At 72.0% G+C, this 19,131-nt stretch carries 18 protein-coding genes; 7 read left to right on the top strand and 11 right to left on the bottom strand.

The window, feature by feature from the left end:
* Positions 1 to 140: 140 nt before the first annotated feature.
* The 4 genes from O3597_RS15665 to trmB all read right to left on the bottom strand — a co-directional run bounded on the left by O3597_RS15665 (position 141) and on the right by trmB (position 5,190).
* Positions 141 to 1,034 carry a hypothetical protein gene (locus O3597_RS15665; protein ID WP_281601579.1) on the bottom strand — a complete coding sequence of 298 codons (894 nt, stop codon included), beginning with the start codon at positions 1,032 to 1,034 and terminating at the stop codon, positions 141 to 143.
* A gap of 188 nt (positions 1,035 to 1,222) precedes the next feature.
* Positions 1,223 to 1,867 carry a hypothetical protein gene (locus tag O3597_RS15660; protein ID WP_281601578.1) on the bottom strand — a complete coding sequence of 215 codons (645 nt, stop codon included), beginning with the start codon at positions 1,865 to 1,867 and terminating at the stop codon, positions 1,223 to 1,225.
* A gap of 119 nt (positions 1,868 to 1,986) precedes the next feature.
* Complete coding sequence (locus tag O3597_RS15655) at positions 1,987 to 4,491, bottom strand: DEAD/DEAH box helicase (protein ID WP_164445299.1); 2,505 nt, start codon at positions 4,489 to 4,491, stop codon at positions 1,987 to 1,989.
* A gap of 72 nt (positions 4,492 to 4,563) precedes the next feature.
* Positions 4,564 to 5,190 carry a tRNA (guanosine(46)-N7)-methyltransferase TrmB gene (gene trmB / locus O3597_RS15650; RefSeq protein ID WP_281604556.1) on the bottom strand — a complete coding sequence of 209 codons (627 nt, stop codon included), beginning with the start codon at positions 5,188 to 5,190 and terminating at the stop codon, positions 4,564 to 4,566.
* A gap of 301 nt (positions 5,191 to 5,491) precedes the next feature.
* On the opposite strand from trmB, the gene O3597_RS15645 reads away from it, so the two are divergent.
* Positions 5,492 to 6,082 (top strand): hypothetical protein, encoded by a 591-nt coding sequence (locus O3597_RS15645; protein WP_281604555.1) that lies wholly within the window; start codon positions 5,492 to 5,494, stop codon positions 6,080 to 6,082.
* A gap of 313 nt (positions 6,083 to 6,395) precedes the next feature.
* A complete protein-coding gene (locus O3597_RS15640; protein ID WP_281604554.1) occupies positions 6,396 to 7,115 on the top strand; it encodes a class F sortase in 720 nt (239 codons plus the stop codon).
* A gap of 71 nt (positions 7,116 to 7,186) precedes the next feature.
* Here O3597_RS15640 and O3597_RS15635 read toward each other — a convergent pair whose 3' ends face one another.
* The 3 genes from O3597_RS15635 to O3597_RS15625 form a co-directional block, all read right to left on the bottom strand.
* Positions 7,187 to 7,498 (bottom strand): antibiotic biosynthesis monooxygenase, encoded by a 312-nt coding sequence (locus O3597_RS15635; protein ID WP_281601577.1) that lies wholly within the window; start codon positions 7,496 to 7,498, stop codon positions 7,187 to 7,189.
* A 159-nt stretch (positions 7,499 to 7,657) separates the two neighbouring features.
* Positions 7,658 to 8,455: an exodeoxyribonuclease III gene (locus tag O3597_RS15630; protein WP_281601576.1), complete on the bottom strand. Its 798-nt coding sequence runs from the start codon at positions 8,453 to 8,455 to the stop codon at positions 7,658 to 7,660.
* Positions 8,456 to 8,576: 121 nt separating this feature from the next.
* Entirely contained in the window at positions 8,577 to 9,494 is a 918-nt protein-coding gene (locus O3597_RS15625; RefSeq protein ID WP_164445294.1) for a PAC2 family protein, read from the bottom strand.
* A gap of 192 nt (positions 9,495 to 9,686) precedes the next feature.
* On the opposite strand from O3597_RS15625, the gene O3597_RS15620 reads away from it, so the two are divergent.
* On the top strand, positions 9,687 to 10,454 hold the full coding sequence (locus tag O3597_RS15620; RefSeq protein WP_164445293.1) for an EcsC family protein: 768 nt from the start codon (positions 9,687 to 9,689) through the stop codon (positions 10,452 to 10,454).
* On the opposite strand, the gene O3597_RS15615 is transcribed toward O3597_RS15620, so the two are convergent.
* Together O3597_RS15615 and O3597_RS15610 are read right to left on the bottom strand one after the other, a co-directional pair.
* On the bottom strand, positions 10,442 to 11,290 hold the full coding sequence (locus O3597_RS15615; RefSeq protein WP_269738915.1) for a GDSL-type esterase/lipase family protein: 849 nt from the start codon (positions 11,288 to 11,290) through the stop codon (positions 10,442 to 10,444). The genes O3597_RS15620 and O3597_RS15615 overlap by 13 nt on opposite strands.
* 116 nt (positions 11,291 to 11,406) lie before the next feature.
* Positions 11,407 to 12,030 (bottom strand): antibiotic biosynthesis monooxygenase, encoded by a 624-nt coding sequence (locus O3597_RS15610; protein WP_164445291.1) that lies wholly within the window; start codon positions 12,028 to 12,030, stop codon positions 11,407 to 11,409.
* Between the two features lie 124 nt (positions 12,031 to 12,154).
* On the opposite strand from O3597_RS15610, the gene O3597_RS15605 reads away from it, so the two are divergent.
* From O3597_RS15605 to O3597_RS15595, 3 genes are read left to right on the top strand one after another with little or no spacing between them, the layout of a single operon-like run.
* Positions 12,155 to 12,418 carry a DUF6343 family protein gene (locus O3597_RS15605; protein ID WP_164445289.1) on the top strand — a complete coding sequence of 88 codons (264 nt, stop codon included), beginning with the start codon at positions 12,155 to 12,157 and terminating at the stop codon, positions 12,416 to 12,418.
* A gap of 14 nt (positions 12,419 to 12,432) precedes the next feature.
* Positions 12,433 to 13,845, top strand: a complete 1,413-nt coding sequence (locus tag O3597_RS15600) for an NADP-dependent succinic semialdehyde dehydrogenase (protein WP_164445288.1) — start codon at positions 12,433 to 12,435, stop codon at positions 13,843 to 13,845.
* A 42-nt stretch (positions 13,846 to 13,887) separates the two neighbouring features.
* The gene (locus tag O3597_RS15595; protein ID WP_281601575.1) at positions 13,888 to 14,847 is read left to right on the top strand and encodes a TIGR03885 family FMN-dependent LLM class oxidoreductase; all 960 of its coding nucleotides are present in this window, start codon (positions 13,888 to 13,890) and stop codon (positions 14,845 to 14,847) included.
* A gap of 28 nt (positions 14,848 to 14,875) precedes the next feature.
* Here the strand turns inward: O3597_RS15595 and O3597_RS15590 are convergent, their stop codons facing one another.
* Entirely contained in the window at positions 14,876 to 15,406 is a 531-nt protein-coding gene (locus tag O3597_RS15590) for a GNAT family N-acetyltransferase (RefSeq protein WP_281601574.1), read from the bottom strand.
* A 162-nt stretch (positions 15,407 to 15,568) separates the two neighbouring features.
* A complete protein-coding gene (locus O3597_RS15585; RefSeq protein WP_281601573.1) occupies positions 15,569 to 18,178 on the bottom strand; it encodes a glycoside hydrolase family 9 protein in 2,610 nt (869 codons plus the stop codon).
* Positions 18,179 to 18,398: 220 nt separating this feature from the next.
* On the opposite strand from O3597_RS15585, the gene O3597_RS15580 reads away from it, so the two are divergent.
* Positions 18,399 to 19,127: a protein phosphatase 2C domain-containing protein gene (locus tag O3597_RS15580; protein WP_164445285.1), complete on the top strand. Its 729-nt coding sequence runs from the start codon at positions 18,399 to 18,401 to the stop codon at positions 19,125 to 19,127.
* Positions 19,128 to 19,131 lie beyond the last annotated feature (4 nt).

Raw genomic sequence — 19,131 nt, 5'->3', positions numbered from 1 at the left:
CTGCCCGGCTCGCACCTCTGATCCACGGCGGCGTGTGCAACTTCGGGGAAAGTGTCCCCTCGACACGAGCTGAGGCGGCAGTTTCCCCGAAACTGCCGTCTGCGCTTGTGCCCGTTCGGGCTTGTGCGTGGGTGGCGGGATCAGCGGGTGCGGGTGTGGAGGGCTTGGCGGAGTTCGGTGAGGAAGCCGTCGAAGTCGTCGCGGAGGCGTTGGGCGGTCACGTGCAAGACGATCCAGTCCTCGCCGAGTAGGCGGTTGAGGCGTCGCCGGTCGCGATGGAGTTGCTGCGGGTCGTCGTGCCAGAGTCCGTCGTACTCGACCGCGATCTTGAGTTCTGGCCAGGCGAGGTCGACGCGGGCGATGAACCTGCCACCGCGCTGCACCACGAACTGGGTGACCGGCCGGGGAAGACCGGCCAGCACGATCCGCACCCGTAGCCGCGACTCCTGAGCCGACTCCGCGCCCGGGTCGGCCAGCTGTGCCACGCGGAGCATGCGTCTCCAGCCCCGGGTGCCCCGACGTCGATCCGCCAGTTCCTGTAGCTGGTCGGCGCGCACCAGTCGCTGGCCGAGCAGCCGGTCCACGACGACCACGGCCTGCTCGACGTCGAGCCATTGGGCCAGGTCCCAGCAGTTCCGCAGCGGGGTGGTGACCGGCATGCCGGCGTGCGACAACACGTCGAACTCGGTGATCTTCCCGGTGTGCACCACGAGACCGGCGACCGGCCCGAAGCGAAGCCCGGCGGGCACCAGGATGTCGAGCGGTTCGGCGTCTCCGATGAACCCGGCGCCGAACAGCGCGGCGGCACTGCGCCCGGCGATCACCGCACCGGGTGGCATGACCCACCTCGCCGCGGCCACGCACCGGGTGCGGTGCGAGAGCGTGAGTTGGGCGTCGGCGTACACGTCCCGGAAGACCGGCCGCCACGCCCTGCTGCGTAGCTCACCCCGGGTCAGCAGCCCGCGAGCCACGGCACGGGAACCACGGAAGACGCGCCCGCGCAGTTGCGCCGGACGCCGAGCGGATTTGGCCATGACGTCCACCATGGACGAACACGAGCCCCTTCCGCCGCCCCTGTGGATAACCCACCGGCGGCCCGCTGACCACCACGACGAGGCGTTGCACGAGCAACTTCGGGGAAAGCGCTGCCTGCGGACGCGTCGAGGCGACACCTTCCCCGAAGTTGCTCATTTTGAGACGCGGCGGGTGAGGGGTGGGGCTGTCAGGCGGCGGCGGACCAGATGGCGCGGAAGGCGGCGGCTTCGCCGGCGAGCCAGCGTTCGATCTCGTCGGGCCGGGCGTTGTCGGGCATCCGGTGGGTGCTGCCCCGGCGTACGTCGACCAGGACCGGCTCGGCGTGCGGGAGCACGGCGTCCATGTGCCGGGCGGTCAGGTGCAGGGCGGCCAGCGTCGCCTCCTCGCTGGGCGGGTTCTCGTCGAAGTGCAGGCGCACCGCTTCGGCGCGGCCGTCGGCGTACCGGATGCCGAAGTGGGGGTTGATCTTGATGGGCAGGTCGCCGAGCATGGCCAGCGCGTCGCGGGTCTGGGCAAGGTCGACCCCGGCAGGCTCACCGAGGGAGTGCAGCCAGGCCGTCGCGCCGGGCACGAGCGACTGGTAGAGCGGCCGCCAGCGGGGCTTGACCACGTCGACCACCTGCGCCAGGTGGGTGCCGCCGGTGTGGAAGGCGATGTCGGCCTTGAGCGCCTTCACGAACTGGCCGTGCGGGTTGAACCCGGAACGGCTGGCCCGCTGCCGGCGCAGGCCGCCGACGAAGCTGGCCTTGGTCGGGCCGGTGCGGTCGACGTACCGGGTGAAACCGAGGAGGGTGGCGTACGGCGTGAGGGGGGCGGAGATGGGCGCGGTCACGAGCATCCTCCCAGGTCAGGAACTCGATTAGTACATACATTCTAATCGACGACCCTGACATCGCCCAGGGTACGAAAGGGGCCGCCCGGGCATCCCGGACGGCCCCCTCGCGGAAAATTTCAGAGCTGGCCGACGTCGGTGATCCGGACGACGGCGGCGCCCGCCTCGTCGGAGGCGGCGAGGTCGACCTCGGCGCTGATGCCCCAGTCGTGGTCGCCCTCCGGATCGTCCAGGATCTGACGGACCGTCCAGCGCTCCCGACCCTGCTCGATCATGAGCAGCGCCGGGCCACGGGCGTCCGGACCGGTCCCGATCCCGTCGTACGACTCGAAGTAGGGCGCCAGCGCGTCGGCCCAGGCGTCGGCGGGCCAACCGGAGTCGGCGTCCAACTCGCCCAGCGCGTTCCACTGCCGCAGCGCGGCCAGCTCGACCCGCCGGAACAGGGCGTTGCGCACCAGCACCCGGAACGCCCGCGGGTTGCGGGTGACCGCCGCCGGCCGGTCGTCCAGGGCGGCGGCGACGTCGGGCAGGTCGGTCGGGTTGCGCAGCCGCTCCCACTCGTCGATGAGGCTGGAGTCGACCTGGCGGACCAGCTCGCCCAGCCACTCGATCAGGTCTACGAGTTCCTCGGTCTTGGCCTCCTCGGGCACCGTCTGCCGCAGCGTCTTGTACGCGTCGGCGAGATAGCGCAGCACCAGGCCCTCGGAGCGGGACAGCCCGTAGAACTGCACGTACTCGGTGAAGGTCATCGCCCGCTCGTACATGTCCCGCACCACGGACTTGGGGGAGAGCTGGTGGTCGGCCACCCAGGGGTGCCCCCGCCGGTACATCTCGTAGGCGTTCTCCAGCAGCTCCGCGAGGGGCTTGGGCCAGGTCACCTCGTCGAGCAGTTCGAGCCGGGCCTCGTACTCGATGCCGTCGGCCTTCATCGCGGCGACCGCCTCGCCACGGGCCTTGAACTGCTGCGCGGAGAGCACCTGGCGCGGGTCGTCGAGGATCGACTCGATCACCGACAGCACGTCCAGGGCGTACGACGGCGAGTCGCCGTCCAACAGCTCGATGGTGGCCAGCGCCAGCGGCGACAGCGGCTGGTTGAGGGCGAAGTCGAGTTGCAGGTCGACGGTGAGCCGGACCCGCCGCCCGGTCTCGTCCGGCTCGGGCAGCTCCTCGACCACGCCGCCGGCCCGCAACGCCCGGTAGATGGCGATGGCCCGGCGGATGTGCCGGCGCTGGGCCGCCGCGTCCTCGTGGTTGTCGGTGAGCAGGTGCCGCATGGCCGCGAACGCGTCGCCGGGGCGGCCGATGACGTTGAGCAACATCGAGTGGCTGACCTGGAAGCTGGAGGTGAGCGGTTCCGGTTCGGCCTCCACCAGACGGTCGAAGGTTGGCTTGCCCCAGCCGATGGAGCCCTCCGGCGGCTTCTTGCGCACCACCTTGCGTCGCTTCTTCGGGTCGTCGCCGGCCTTGGCGAGCGCCTTCTCGTTCTCGATGACGTGTTCGGGCGCCTGCACCACGACCCGCCCGATGGTGTCGAAGCCGGCTCGTCCGGCCCGACCGGCGATCTGGTGGAACTCGCGGGCCTTGAGCAGCCGGGTGCGGACCCCGTCGTACTTGGACAGGCCGGTGAACAGCACCGTGCGGATCGGCACGTTGATTCCGACGCCGAGGGTGTCCGTACCGCAGATGACCTTGAGCAGTCCGGCCTGGGCGAGGGTCTCCACCAGCCGGCGGTACTTGGGCAGCATCCCCGCGTGGTGCACGCCGATGCCGTGCCGGACCAGCCGGGACAGGGTCTTGCCGAAGCCGGAGGTGAACCGGAACCCACCGATCGCGGCCGCGATCATGTCCTTCTCGGCCCGGGTGCAGACGTTGACGCTCATCAGCGCCTGGGCGCGTTCCAGGGCGGCGGCCTGGGTGAAGTGCACCACGTACACCGGGGCCTGCTTGGTCTCCAGCAGCTCTTCCAGGGTCTCGTGCAGCGGCGTCATCGCGTACGAGAAGAGCAGCGGGACCGGCCGCTCGGCCGAGCGCACGACGGCGGTCGCCCGGCCGGTACGCCGGGTCAGGTCGTCGACGAACCGGGTGGTGTCGCCGAGCGTCGCCGACATCAGCACGAACTGGGCCTGCGGCAGCTCGATCAGCGGCACCTGCCAGGCCCAGCCCCGGTCCGGTTCGGCGTAGAAGTGGAACTCGTCCATGACCACCTGACCGACGTCGGCCCGACTGCCCTCGCGTAGCGCCAGGTTGGCCAGGATCTCCGCGGTGCAGCAGATGATCGGGGCGTCGGCGTTGACGCTGGCGTCGCCGGTGAGCATGCCGACGTTCTCGGCGCCGAAGACCTCACAGAGCGCGAAGAACTTCTCCGACACCAGCGCCTTGATCGGCGCGGTGTAGAAGGTCGTCCGGTCGTCGGCCAGCGCGGCGAAGTGCGCGGCGATGGCGACCAGGCTCTTGCCCGAGCCGGTCGGCGTATTCATGATCACGTTGGCCCCGGAGACGATCTCGATGACCGCCTCCTCCTGGTGGGGGTAGAGGTCCAGGCCGCGCTCGGACGCCCAACTGGCGAACGCGTCGTAGAGGGTGTCGGGGTCGGCGGTTTTCGGCAGCGCGGCGGTGAGTGTCATGGCCGGTCCATGGTGCCTGGATGAATTGCCTGTGCGCCAACCGGGGCAGCCGGCGCTCGCCCGCCGTCGGGCCTACCCGTGGCGGCGGTAGATCAGGTCGGCGATCGGGCGGCCGGCGCGCATCGCCCGTCGCTCGAACCGGGTCACCGGCCGGTACGCGGGCCGGGGTGCGTACCCGTCGTGGGCGTTGACCAGGCCCGGATCGGCGTCCAGGGTGGCCCGCATCGACTCGGCGTACTCCGCCCAGTCGGTGGCGCAGTGCAGCGTGCCACCGACCGCCAACCGGGACCGCAACCGCGCCACGTGGGCGGGCTGGATCAGCCGCCGCTTGTGGTGGCGGGACTTCGGCCACGGGTCCGGAAAGAAGACGTGTACCGCGTCCAGCGAGGCGGGCGGCAGCAGATCGAGCAGCTCCATCGCGTCGCCTTCGACGATCCGGACATTGCCCAGGTCACGAAGGTGGATCAGGTCCAGCAGGTTGGCGATTCCGGGGGTGTGCACCTCGACCGCCAGATAATCTCGATCCGGGTCGGCGGCGGCCATCTCCGCGGTCGTGTCGCCCATGCCGGAACCGATCTCGACCACCAGCGGGGCCCGGCGGCCGAACAGGCCGACGGGGTCGAACGGGTCGGCGTCGGCGACGCGCAGCCCGTACCGCGGCCAGTGCTGCTCCAGCGCCGTCACCTGCCGGCCGCTCATCCGGCCGCGACGCGGGTGGTAGGTGCGGATCGCCCGTACCGGATGCGGCACGGCGACGGCGGGAGTGGGGTCGGTGGAGGTCACAACGCACCGAGCCTACGCGAACACGCGCCGGCCCGGATGTGAGGTACGCCCGGTGGTGAGACCATCATCGGAAGAAGGCAGGACCGGGTGCCCGGCGGTGCCCGGCGACCGCCCCGGCGCACCGGGAGGGGGCAGCGTGTCAGCAGCGATCCACACTCGTCCGGCGCCGTCCACCGCTCCGTTGCGTACCGTCGCGGCCTTCGCCCCGTTGCTCGCGATCACCCTGGCCGCCCTGCTGACGCCCGTACCGGCGGTGGCGACACCCTTGTCGCCGTCCGTGCCGGCCGGCACCGACTCGGCGCACCTGGCGGCACCCGCGCGGGCCGCCGCCGTGCCGGTCGTCGCCGGGCAACCCGGCGGTGGGCAACCCGGTGTACCCGAGGGCGCACCGCAGCCCGGCCCGACCGTGTTCGTGGAGGTCTCGCCGAGCATGGTGGAACCGGGCCATCTGGTCGGGCTCCGCGCCAGCTGCCACGACAACTCGGTGGGGGCCATCGTCGTCTCGGACGCGTTCGGCCGGGTCGCCGTGCAGCCGCAGCGCGGGCTGCTGACCGGCACGGCGATGGTCAAGGAGCGGGTGCTCCCCGGCAACTACCGGGTCAAGCTGGAGTGCCGGGGCGGCGAGACCGCCTCCACCATGATCCAGGTGGTACGCCAGATGAAGCCCAGCCGAGGGCCGGCGACCGGCTTCGGCGGGAGCGCCGGCGACATCACCGGCAATCTGCTGCTTCCCGGCGGTCTGGCGCTCACGGTCACCGGCATGGTCCTCTGGGTCACCGCGACCCGCCGTCGCGGCAGCCGACGGTGAGCCCGTCATGACCGCCCCCCGCACACCCCGCCCCTCCGGCTCGACCGGTGCGCCCGGCTGGGCCGGGCCACGAACCGGTTCCGGTCGCGCGGCCCGTCCCGTCGGTGGCCCGCCCCGTCCCACCTATCGAACCGACCTGTTCGTACCGCCGGACAGCTCGCCCCCGCGTCCCGGCGACCGCCCCGCCGGCTCCGGTCCCACGCCGCGTCCCGGCGACGGTGCGGCAGGCGCTGGTTCCGCGTCGGGGCGCGGCGGCCGTGCGACCGGCTCCGGTGCCACGCGGCGCCCGCACGGGTGGGCGGCGGTGCCGGACGTGGGCTCCCGTCGCGCCCGGGCTGCGGCACCGTTCACCGACCGTCGTCGGGCACCACGCGGTGCCGGCGGGTCCGGCCGCCCGGCGCGTCCCGGGCGCAGCCCGTGGTCGCTGCCGCTGGCAGTGGTGCTCGTGCTGGCCGGCGTGTTCGCCACCGGCGCCGGGCTCGGGCACACCGTCGGGGGGCCGCTCGACTGGACGGCCACCGGCGGCGAAGGGGGCTCCGGCGGAGCCTCGACGGTGTCCGCCGGACGTACCGCCGCGCGGCCGGTGAGCCTGTCCATCCCGTCGATCGACGTCGCCGCGCCGGTGAAACCGGTCGGTGACGCACCGGACGGCTCGATCGCCGTGCCGCCGCTGAGCCGGCACGAGGAAACCGGGTGGTACGACCGGGGGCCGGTGCCGGGGGACCCGGGCCCGGCGGTCATCGTCGGGCACGTGGACACCAAGAGTGGCCCGTCGGTCTTCTACCACCTGGGCAAGCTGAAGGTGGGGGACACCGTCGAGGTCCTCCGGGAGGACGACTCGGTGGCGGTGTTCACCGTCAACTCGGTCGAACACTTCCCGAAGGATCGACTGCCCGCCGACCGGGTCTACGGCCACGAGGGCCCGCCCGGCCTGCGGCTGATCACCTGCGGCGGCGAGTGGCTCGGCGGCGGCACCGGCTATGCCGACAACGTCATCGCCTTCGCCACCCTCACCACCACCCGCCCCTCCTGACCTACCCGCCGCTACTGCTCCGGTTCGGCGACGTGGCGGTGGTGTTTCAGCAGCGGTGAACCTGGGGCCGGTCAGGGGACCTGTTGCACGACCTCGAATTCGAGGAGAGTCGCACCCGTGGCGACCGGTGGCCGCTGCTCGGCTCCGGGCGGGGCGGCGTGGGCGGCTCGGGCGGGGCCGGCGGCCCAGTCCTCGTACGCCTGTTCGGTCTCCCAGCGGGTGTAGACGAAGTAGCGGTTCTCGCCGGCCACCGGACGCAGCAGCTCGAAGCCGAGGAAACCGGGGGAGTTCTCCACCGCGCGAGCCCGGGCGGCGAACCGCTTCTCCAACTCCTCGCCGCCACCGGGCGGAACGTCGATCGCGTTGATCTTCACAACTGCCATGGCCTCACCCTAGCCGCTGCCCTCGCCAGCGGGCGCCGGGCATGGGCGCGGGTTGCGGTAAGTGGGGCTTTCCTGGCGGCGGGAGAGGCCGAGTTGCGGCATCTCGCGCCAGCACCCGTCCGGGTCGGCGGCCACGGCCGCGCCGGGTCGGCGTGGGGGTCAGAAGGACTCGACGGTGGGGACCAGGTCGGCGTCGACAACGATGGGGGCGTGGTCGGAGGGGCCCTTGCCCTTGCGGGCCTCCCGGTCCACGTACGCCGACCGGACGGCGCGGGCCAGCGGGGCCGAGGCGTACACCAGGTCGATGCGCATGCCCTTGTTCTGGTGGAACATGCCGGCCCGGTAGTCCCAGTAGGTGAACGGGTGCGGGCCCTTCATCGGAGTGGGCACCACGTCGGTGAGGCCGAGATCGCGCAGCGCCGCCAGGGCGGCCCGCTCGGGCGGCGTGACGTGGGTGGAGCTGACGAACAGCGCCGGGTCCCACACGTCGTCGTCGGTGGGTGCCACGTTGAAGTCGCCGCAGACGGCCAGCGGTGCCCGGTTCGTCAGCTCGGTGTCCAGCGCGTCCCGCAGCGCCGCCAACCAGGCCAGCTTGTACGCGTAGTGCGGGTCGTCGGGCGCGCGGCCGTTCGGCACGTACACCGACCAGACCCGCAGCCCGCCGCAGGTGGCCGAGATCGCGCGGGCCTCCGGCTCGGGGAAGCCGGGCTCGCCGGGAAACCCGACGGTGACGTCGGCCAGGCCGACCCGGGACAGGATGGCGACCCCGTTCCACCGGCCGTCGCTGTGGCTGGCCACGGTGTACCCCAGCTCACCCACCTCGGTCACCGGGAAGGCACCGTCCGGGCACTTGGTCTCCTGGAGGCAGACCACGTCCGGACCGGTGCCGGCCAGCCAGTCGAGCAGCCGGGGCAGCCGGGCCTTCACCGAGTTCACGTTCCACGTCGCCAGGCGCATGGTGCCAGCCTGCCCCATCCGGCCCCGACCCGCGCGGCCGGCGCGCTGCCGCACCACCGGCCGGCGCGCCGGTGCCGAGTCACGCCCCTACCGGCCCGCGAGCCGTCGAGATGGTGCCCTTTCAGGGGGTGTCGTTGTTGGGGCGGGTCTGTTCGGCGAGGAACCGCTCCAGTTCGGCGCCGAGTTCCTCGGCCGTGGGCAGCGGACCGTTCTCCGTGGCGAGCAGGTTCTTCTCGCCCCGACCCCGGGCGTACGCGTCGTACTGCTCCTCGAGAGCCTGGACCAGGGTGGTGGCCTCGTCGCTCTGCGCGACCTGCCGGTCGATCTCCACCCGTACCACCTCGGCGGCCGAGCGCAGCCCGTCGCGGGGCAGCAGCAGCCCGGTGCTGCGGGACACCGACGCCAGCAGCACCTCGGCGGCGGCCGGGTACTCGGCCTGTGCCACGTAGTGCGGTACGTGCGCGGCGAAGCCCAGCGCGTCGCGGCCCGCCTCGCCGAGGCGGAACTCCAGCAGGTGGCCGACGCTGCCGGGGACCTGCACCCGTTGCAGCCACGGCTCGTAGCCGGCGATCAGGTCACGCCGGGTGGCGTGCGCGGTCACGCCGGTCGGCCGGGTGTGCGGCACCGCCATCGGGATCGCGTTGAGCCCGACGGTGAGCCGGACGTCGAGCCGGGCGGCGAGCCCGGCGACGGCGGCGGTGAACCGCTCCCACTGAAGGTCGGGCTCCGGGCCGGTGAGCAGCAGAAACGGGGTCTCGTCGTCGTCGTGGAGCAGGTGCAGCTCCAACTGCGGGTCGTCGTAGCTCTCCCAGTGGTCCTCGACGAAGGTCATCACCGGCCGGCGGGAGCGGTAGTCGAAGAGCTGGTCCAGGTCGAACCGGGCGATCGGGCGGGACTCCAGCGAGGTGAGCAGTTGCTCGCGGGCGAGCCGGCTGGCGTTACCTGCATCGACGAAACCGGTGAGCGCCTGGATCAGGACCGGCTGACCGAGGTCGGGCAGATCGTCGGTGAGTTCGTAGAGCTCGTGTGGGTCGAGCACCGGTGCGGCCTCCCTGCATGTGCGTAACGGGCCACCGGATTGCCGGCACCCCGATCGCCAGAACGTACCTGCCATCCTCGTGCATTCCTGCCGCGCCGGTCCGCCCGGCCCGGCGTCGCCGGGTGATCGGCCGACGGTACGCCGTTGCTCCAGCGGGGTACACATGGATGGGCGCCACCGAAAGGAGAGGTGATGAGTGATCCCCCCGTGCCCGCCGAGGGCCAGTCCGTCACCCCCGCCCCGCCTCCGCCGGGCGGCCGGGTCGTCGAGGCGCCACCGGCCACGCTGTGGGACCGGATGCGCCAGGATCCGCAGTACGCTCCCGAGCACCTCGCGCTGGAAGCGGTGCGCAGGCTCGGCCCGGAGGCCGCGCAGTGGGCGCAGCGGGTCCGGGCCGCGCAGCCCGGGATCAGCGCCGAGGCCCTGGCGGAGCAGGCGGTACGTCGGTTCGTCAACCAGGCCCGGCTCTCCGGTGCCGTCTCCGGTGCGGCCGGACTGCCCGGCGCGGTGATCGACGTCGGCGTGCTGGCCTGGACCCAGTCCCGGATGGTCCTGCACGTCGCCGCCGCGTACGGTGCCGACCCGACGCATCCCGACCGCGCCACCGACCTGCTGGTGTTGCAGAAGGTGCACAAGGTCGCCGCGAGCGCCCGGGTGGCGCTGGGGGTGGCGGCCGGACGCGAGCGTGCGGGCGCGCTGTTCGGCGGTGGCGGACAGGCACCGCTCGGCCGGGTGATGCTGCACCTGGGCGTCCGGCTCGCCCAGATGGCCGGGGTACGCGCGGCGAAGCGGCTCTTCGCCAAGGTGGTTCCCGGAGCGGCGATCATCCTCGGCACCTGGGCGAACTCCTCGGCCACCAAGAAGCTGGCCGAGCGTTCCCGGGCGCTCTACCGGCAGCACGGCGGCCCCCGGGTTCCGTTGCCCCGTCGTCCCGACCAGGCGGGCGATCAGTCGGCGTAGCCGGAGGAGCGCCAGGTCACGTCGGCGAGGCGGGACTGGCCGGCCGTGTTGGGGTGGAAGTAGTCGAGCCGGTTGACCAGATCCAGGTCGAAGCGGACCCGGTGCGCGGCGCCGCCGTCGTAGCGGCACCGCGAGCCGTAGGCGCGGCACGCCGCCTTCAGCTGAGCGTTGTACGCGGCGATCCGCTCGCGGAACGCGGCGCGGCGGCTCCGGTCGGCCGGCGCGGTCGAGGTCGCGTCGGCCAGCAGCGCCGGGCACACGCCCCGCCGCCAGGCGCGTACCGCCCGGGGCTCGTCATGGCCGACCTCCCAGAGCCGGTACAGGTTCGGGATGCTGACGACCAGGACCCGGGCCTTCGGGCGTCCCTCGCGCAGCACCCGCAACCCTCGGTTGATCTCGGCCCGGAAGTCGGCCACCGGGGTCATCGCGTCGATCGTGGCGCGGCAGGCGTCGTTGGCCCCGACCAGCACCGTGACGTAGTCGGCGCGGTCGCGTACCGCCGCTTCCGCCTGACCGGCCAGCGCGGACGCCCGGGCCCCCGCCCGGGCATGGTTGTGCGCCTTCCCGCGCAGCCCCGGGTTCCGGTCGAGCAGCCGCCGGTAGTGGCTGTCCACCCGCAGCCCGTCCCCTGTCGACCAGGAGTTGCGCTGACACGAGGTGAGGACCAGGCAGGACCCGAAGCCGGTGGTGATCGAGTCACCGAGGGCGGCGACGACGCGGGGGGAACCGGGCTGGGCCGTGCCCGAGGGGCGCGGCGCCGCATCCCCACCCGCCTCGCAGGCCAACGCGACGAGTGCGAGCAGGCAGACGGCGGCGGTGGTCCAGCGTCCAGGCATGACTTCCCTAGCCTCACAGCGCAGAGCGACGGCACGGTGACTCTACGCGGGTGAGGTCGGTTGGTCACGCGCTGTCGGGGATGCGGCAGTGCCCTGTGATGTCCCCGATTGCCGTGCTATATGCGCGGGCCCCGGGGCGTCCGTTGCCCGCGCCAGGGCGCTGCCCGGCCGTGCAGCCACCAGTGCAACGCCCGGGTGATCCGGGGCAGGACCAGGTAGGTCATCAGCGGGGTCAGGGTCAGCGTCATCACCAGCACCCGCGCCGCGGTCGGCAGCCCCGGCAGGAACTGGCCGGTCAGCAGCGTGGCGGTGAGACTGAGCGGGAAGAACGCCAACCAGATCGTCACCGCCTGCTTCCAGCGCGGCGGCGACTGCGAAACGGTCGGTTCCGCGTCCAGCGGCTCGACGGCCGCCGTGCGCGGCGGATCGAACCAGCCCTCGATGCCGGTCCGCCGCTCGACGTGGGTGTGCTCGACGATGCCCTGTGCCGACGTCAGCCACCAGTGGCGCTGCGGCGATTCCTCCCAGCGGCGCAGCGTGTCCGGGTCGGCGAACCGGTAGAGCATGTGCCAGTCGCCCGACCCGGGTGCGCTGCGCACCCAACCCGCGCCCAGGAAACCCGGGAACGCCTCGGCCAGCGCCGTGCCGGCCCGCATCCACGCCACCATCTCCTCGGTGCGGGCGGGGTCGGCGCGGCGGGCGACGGCGACGGTCACCGGCTCGGCATGGCTCACGGTCATGGGTCCATGTTCCCCGCCGATGCCCGGAAAGGTCGGGTCACGCCGGGCCGGTGTAACGCAACGCACGGCCGGAAAGCGGGTGCGGGCGACGGTTAGCTCTGGCGGCGCGGGGTAGGTGGGGATGATGACGAGATCACAGCCCCGGCGTGCCCGTGGCACGGTCGGTCACGCGTACAGCGCGCTGAACCTGCGGCTGGCGCTGGCCAGCTTCGGGCTCGTCACCATGACCGTTTTCGCGGTGTTGGCGTTCCGTGCCGACGTGGCCTGGTTGGGTGTCGTCTGCGCCGTCTTCGCGGTGGTTGCCGTCGTCGACCTGGTCATCATCCAGCGTCGTCGCGCCGCCCGCCGTCGCGAGGAGCCCGGCGCGCGGCACTCGCTGTTCGAGTGACGGGAGAAGTCCTGATGACCATCGCCACCACCAATCCGGTGAACGGCCAGGTGCTCAAGACGTACGAGCCGATGTCCGACGAGCAGATCGACGGCGCGATCGAGCGGACCGACCTGGCGTACCGGCAGCTGCGCGGGACCACGATCGAGCAGCGCGGGCGGTGGCTGACCACGGCGGCCGAGATGCTGGAGGCGGAACGGGACGAGATCGCCCGGCTGATGACCACCGAGATGGGCAAGACGCTCGCCGCGGCCAGGGCCGAGGTCACCAAGTGCGCCACCGCCTGCCGCTTCTACGCCGAGCACGCCGCCGAGTTCCTCGCCGACGAGCCGGCCGACGCCGAGGCGGTCTCGGCGACCCGGGCATTCGTCCGTTACCAGCCGATCGGCCCGGTGCTGGCGGTGATGCCGTGGAACTTCCCGCTCTGGCAGGTCATGCGCTTCGCCGCGCCGGCCCTGATGGCGGGCAACACCGGCCTGCTCAAGCACGCCTCCAACGTGCCGCAGACCGCGCTGCTGCTGGAGGACCTGTTCCGGCGGGCCGGCTTCCCCGAGGGCGCGTTCACCACGCTGCTGGTCGGCTCCGAGGCGGTGGACCGGATCCTGAGCGATCCCCGGGTCCGTGCCGCCACGCTCACCGGCAGTGAGGTCGCCGGTCGGTCGATCGCGCAGATCGCCGGCCGGGAGCTGAAGAAGACGGTGCTGGAGCTGGGTGGCAGCGATCCGTTCGTGGTGATGCCGTCGGCCGACGTGGAACTGGCCGCCCAGGTCGCCACCACCGCCCGCTGTCAGAACAACGGCCAGTCCTGCATCGCGGCCAAGCGCTTCATCGTGCACACCGACGTCTACGACGCCTTCGCCGAGGCGTTCGCACACCGCATGTCGGCACTGCGGGTGGGCGACCCGATGGACGACGACACCGACGTCGGTCCGTTGGCCTCCGAGCGGGGTCGCGACGAGGTCGACGCTCAGGTCAGGGACGCCGTCGACAAGGGAGCCACCGTGCTCTGTGGCGGGGAGAAGCCGAGCGGCGACGGTTGGTTCTACCCGCCGACGGTGGTGACGGATCTGCACCCGGGCATGCGGATGTGGGCGGAGGAGGTGTTCGGTCCGGTGGCCGGGTTGTACCGGGCCGCGTCGTACGACGAGGCGATCGAGTTGGCCAACGGCACCAGCTTCGGTCTCGGCTCGAACGCCTGGACCCGCGACCCGCAGGAGCAGCAGCGCTTCGCCACCGACCTGGAGGCCGGTGCCGTGTTCATCAACGGGATGACGACGTCCTACCCCGAGTTGCCCTTCGGTGGCGTGAAGAACTCCGGCTACGGCCGGGAACTCTCCGCCCACGGCATGCACGAGTTCTGCAACGTCAAGACGGTCTGGGTGGGGGAGGGGGCGGCCACCGCCGGGGCCGGCGCCCACTCCGAGTAGCCGCTGCTTACGAGCGGGCTCGGCTGGGTAGTGAAGCGCGGCATGACGGCGATCGCGTTTCACGCTTCCCACGAGCAGATCCACCCGCGTGAACTGTTGGCGGCGGTGGTCCACGCCGAGCAGGTCGGCTTCGACGCCGCCATGTGCTCCGACCACTTCGCGCCCTGGAGCGAGCGTCAGGGCCACTCCGGATTCGCCTGGTCCTGGCTCGGGTCGGCGTTGCAGGCCACCGGCCTGTCGTTCGGAGTGGTCAACGCCCCCGGGCAGCGTTACCACCCGGCGATCATCGCGCAGGCGATCGGCACGCTCGCCGCCATGTACCCGGGCCGGTTCTGGGCGGCCCTGGGCTCCGGTGAGGCCGCCAACGAGCACATCACCGGCGACGCGTGGCCACGCAAGGACGTACGCAACGCGCGGCTGCGCGAGTGCGTGGACGTCATCCGCGCCCTCCTCGCGGGCGAGGAGGTCAGTCACGACGGTCTGGTCCGGGTCGACCGGGCGAAGCTCTGGAGCCGTCCGGAGCAGCCGCCGGCACTTGTCGGCGCCGCGGTGAGCGTCGCCACCGCCCGCTGGTGCGCCGAGTGGGCGGACGGCCTGATCACGGTCAACGCGCCGACCGACCACCTGCGCCGCATGATCGACGCATACCGGGACGCCGGAGGTCGTGGACCGGTGCATCTCCAGGTGCACCTGAGCTGGGCACCGGCGCAGGCCGAGGCCGAGGCGATCGCCTACGACCAGTGGCGCAGCAACGTCTTCGCGCCGCCGGTCTGCTGGGATCTGGCCACCCCGGAGCACTTCGACGTGGTCTCCGCCGAGGTGCCGATGGCCCGGCTCGCCGAGGTGGTCAACATCTCCGCCGACCTGGGCCGGCACGTCGGCTGGCTGGAGGAGTACGTCGACCTGGGCTTCGACCAGATCGCTCTCCACCACGTAGGCCAGGATCAACGCCCCTTTCTCGACACCTTCGGCGACCAGGTCCTCCCCAAGCTCCGCGCCTGATCCACCCCACCACCCGCGGGTGGGCGGGCTAGAGGGGGCGGGTGAGGACCTGGCCGGGCCAGGGTGGGTGGTTGGGGCGGGGGACGGTGAAGGGGTCGGTGGGGGTGAAGCCCTGGCGTTCGTACCAGCGCACGAGTGCGCCGTCGTCGCCGGCGTAGCAGTCCACCCGCAACAGCCCGACCCCGCGTTGCCGGGCCAGGTCGGCGGCGTGCGCCAGCAGCCGCCCACCGATTCCCCGCCCGGCGTACGCGCGGTCGGTGACCAGCAGGTTGACGTACAGCTCCGGTTCGGTCGCGGGTGGGACGTATTTGGTGGCGGTCCCCACCACCAGTGCACCGACCGGACGTCCGTCCACCTCGGCCAGCCACAGTCCGCCGCCGGTGGCCCACGCGTCGGCCTGGGCGATGCGGCGGGGATCCGTCGAGGCGGGCCCGCTGCCCCACTGCCCGGTCCGACCTCGCGCCACCAGCCAGGCGGTGGCGTCGTCGAGCAGCCGCAGCACCGCCCCCGCGTCCGCCGGCCCGCCGTGACGTAACACCACTCCGTCGAGATCACCCACGGCCCCTATCCTGCCGCACGGTGCCGACCCCGCCATCCGTGCCCGACGATCAAGAGGTTCTGGTCCGGACTCCTGACGAGTCCGGACCAGAACCTCTTGATCACTGCGTGCGGGACGGGGGCCGGGTGGGGCGCCGGTCGCCGACGGCACCCCACCCGGGGATCAGGACACGGTGCAGGGCGCGCCGTTGACCGTGACCAGGTTGGGCGCCGGGTTCGCGCCGCCGCCGGTGGTGGCGTTGAATCCGAACATCACCGAGGCACCCGGGTTGATCCGCGAGTTGTACGACTCGCTCTTCGCGGTCACCGTCGCTCCGGACTGCGTCACCTTGGCCATCCACGCCTCGCGCACCTTGGCGTCGCCGGTGAAGGCGAACCGGGCGGTCCAGCCGTTCACCGCGGCGGTGCCGGTGTTGCGGATGTTCACCTGGGCGGTGAAGCCGGTGCCGCCCTGCCACGAGCCGTAGTTGGTGTACGACACCGTGCAGGTGGGTGCCGGCACCGCAGCGGAATCGCCCTGGTCCGCCAGGAACGAGGAGATCCAGGCCAGCGCCGAGTTCCAGTTGATCGCCACCTCGTTCGTGGAGTACGAGGCGATGTCGTCGACGTAGCAGAACATCGGTGCGCAGCCCTCGAGCAGCTGCTCCACGAACGGGTCCTGGAGCGCGGCGTTCGGACCACCGGCGATCGAACCGGCCGGCGGCTTCGGCATGCTCGGGTCGAGCTGGAAGCCGAAGATCCGACTGTGCTGGTTCTCCGCCGCGTGCTCACCCCAACCGGTCACGTACGAGATGTTCAGCGCGTTGCGGCCGAGGATGTAGTCCATCGTCTGCACCGCGCCGTCGCGGTACTTCGCCGCTCCGGTCAGGTCGAAGGCGGTGGCCAGCACGACCGCGTTGTTGATGATGGCGCCGTTGCCGCCCCAGAAGTAGCTGTTCGGGTCGCCCGGCATGGGCAGCCCGTACGCCTGCCGACGGATCTCGGCGAGGTAGCTGTCGGCGGCGGCGATGACCGACTCGCGGATCCGGGTCCGCTCGGCGGCCGGCAGCCCGTTCGGCACGGTGGCGAGGTCGAGGCGGCCCAGCGCGGCCACGCTCTGCCAGCCGAAGCCACGGGGGTCGAAGACGTCGCCGGTGTGGTGCGGCGAGGCGGTCAGGTCGGTCAGGTAGGCGGGCTCGCCGGTGGTCAGGTACAGCTCGGCGGCCGCCCAGTAGAACTCGTCGGTGACGTTGGTGTCGTCGTACGGGCCACCGCCGTTGCCGGTCGCCGGGGCGTACCGGGCCGGGTTGGCCTTGGCCGCCGCGTACGCGGTCTTCGCCGCGCTGCCGCAGCGCTGCGCGAACTCCTTGTCGTACGGGGCGAACAGCCGGGCGCACTGGGCGGCGACGGCGGCCAGGTTCAGCGTGGCGGCGGTGGACGGCGGGTGCAGCTCACGCGGCTCCGGGTCGTCCTCGGGCTGCATCGGCAGGCCGGTCCAGTTCCGGTCGTGGATCTTGTGGTGGGCCATCCCGGCCAGCGGCTTGCCGGCCGGCACCTGCATCCGCAGCAGGAACTCCAACTCCCAGCGGGCCTCGTCGAGGATGTCCGGCACCCCGTTGTCCCGCTCGGGCAGCCGCAGCGTCCCGTCGCCGAGGTCGGCACCGAATCCGGCCGTGGCGGCGTTCTTGGTCCGCTCGAAGGCGCTCAGCAGCTGGTAGGTGGCGATACCGCCGTTGACCACGTACTTGCCGTGGTCGCCCGCGTCGTACCAGCCGCCACGGACGTCGAGCCGGTAGTCGCAGGAGTCGGCGACACAGGGCACGTCGGTGTCGCCCTGGTTCGGTGCGACGCCGAGGTGGCCGGCGGGTCGGGCGTACTCCTCGCCGACCAGGTCACCGTCGATCTCGATACCGCTGCGCTGGATGTAGAAGAACTGCAGGGCGTCCGAGCGCAACTGGTCGTAGAGCGTGCCGGAGATGTCGAACGGGTGGCTGACCTCGCCGTCCACGGCCAGCGTCAGCCCCTGTCCCGGGGTGCGGTACGACGAGAAGTCCACCGAGTGCACGTTCTGTGCCGACGCCTCGTCGACCCCGCGCGGCGTGGTGGTGCCGCTGGCCAGCACGGCTCCGGACGCGGAGTGCAGTTCCCAGGGCAGCGCCTCGGTGGCCTCGGTCACCACTGTGGCGTTCTTCGGCCCGCCGGGCAGGTAACCGACCTGGTTCACCCGGACCCGGGGACCGGTGTCCGGCACGTACGGCTCGGGCGGGTTGCCGCCGCGCAGCGAGACGTTGTCCAGGCAGACGGTCCGCGCCTCGGCGCTACCGCCGATCTGGAAGATCAGCTGGGCGCGGCTGTCGTCGTTCGGGGCGACAAAGGTGCGCTCGACGCGCTGCTGGGTCGGGGTCGCGGCGGCGGTGACCGAGTAGTAGCCGGTGTAGGGCTCGCTGCCGAGTTGCAGCACGGCGGCCACCGGGCCACCCGGGGTGGAGGTGACGTCGAAGCCGAGGGTGTACTCGGCGCCGGCGATCAGCGGCAGCGCGTCGTGGCCGATGCCGGCGTCCCAGGGATTGGCCAGGCCAGCGGCCACGGTGGCGCAGAGCTGACCATCGACTACGCCGAGGGTGTTGGTGCCGTAGGAGAACCAGGGCGACGAGCCGTCGCTGAAGTCACCGTTGCGGATCTGTTCGGGGGCGTCAGCGGGTGGATCGGCGAAAGCGGTGCCGGCGCTAACGCCGACCAGCACCACGGCGGTCGCCGCGGCGAGCATCGCGAGACGACGTCGGGATGGCGTCACGGGGGAAGTCCTTCCGACGAGCGGGACGGATCAGGCGAAGTGGGGGTGTGACCTGGGAGCGCTCCCAGGTATCGGGCATGTTTCCAGGACGCGCAGGACATGTCAATCGATCGCATCCGATGAGAATTCATGTTCACCGTCAGTGAGATTCACCGCGCCACGCCGGGCGGTCCTGATCTCCTAGAGACAACCGAGCCCTACTCCTGGCAGGCTGCGTGCCATGACCCTGAAGCTGCGTTCCGCCGGGGCGAGCGACCGTGGGCTCATCCGCAGCGGAAACCAGGACGCGTTGCACTCCGGCACCTGGCTGGTCGCCGTCGCCGACGGCATGGGCGGCATGGCCGCCGGAGATCTGGCCAGCGCCATCGCCGTCGGGGCGATCACGCCGCTGGACGTGGAGACGCCGGAGGACGTGCTGGTCGCCGCGTTGCAGAACGGCATCAAGCTGGCCACCGAGCGGATCCGTCAGGCGGTCGCCGAGGATCCCCAGCGGCAGGGCATGGGCACCACGCTGACCGCGCTGCTGTTCGCGCGTACCGGCAGCTGCCTGGCGCTGGCCCACGTGGGCGACTCCCGGGCGTACCTGTTCCGCGACGGAGTGCTCAAGCAGATCACCCGGGACGACACCTTCGTGCAGATGCTCGTCGACCAGGGCCTGATCACCCCGGACCAGGCCGGTAGCCACCCGCGTCGAGCCGTGGTGACCCAGGCGTTGCAGGGCGACGAGGTCTCGCCGACGTACGCGACGATGGTGCCCCGGGCCGGCGACCGCTGGCTGCTGTGCAGCGACGGGCTGTCGAACGTCGTACGGGCCGACACCCTGGCCGAGGTGCTGGCCGGCCAGCGGGAGCGGGAGGCCTGCGCACGCGGCCTCATCGACCTGGCGTTGCAGGCGGGTGGACCGGACAACATCACCGTCGTCATCGCCGACGTGGTCGATGAGCCGTGAGCAC

The sequence above is a fragment of the Verrucosispora sp. WMMA2044 genome (assembly GCF_027497155.1).
Classification (GTDB): Bacteria; Actinomycetota; Actinomycetes; order Mycobacteriales; family Micromonosporaceae; genus Micromonospora; species Micromonospora palythoicola.
Note: the sequence above shows the minus strand (reverse complement) of the source record. Positions and strands in the feature narration are given on the sequence as shown.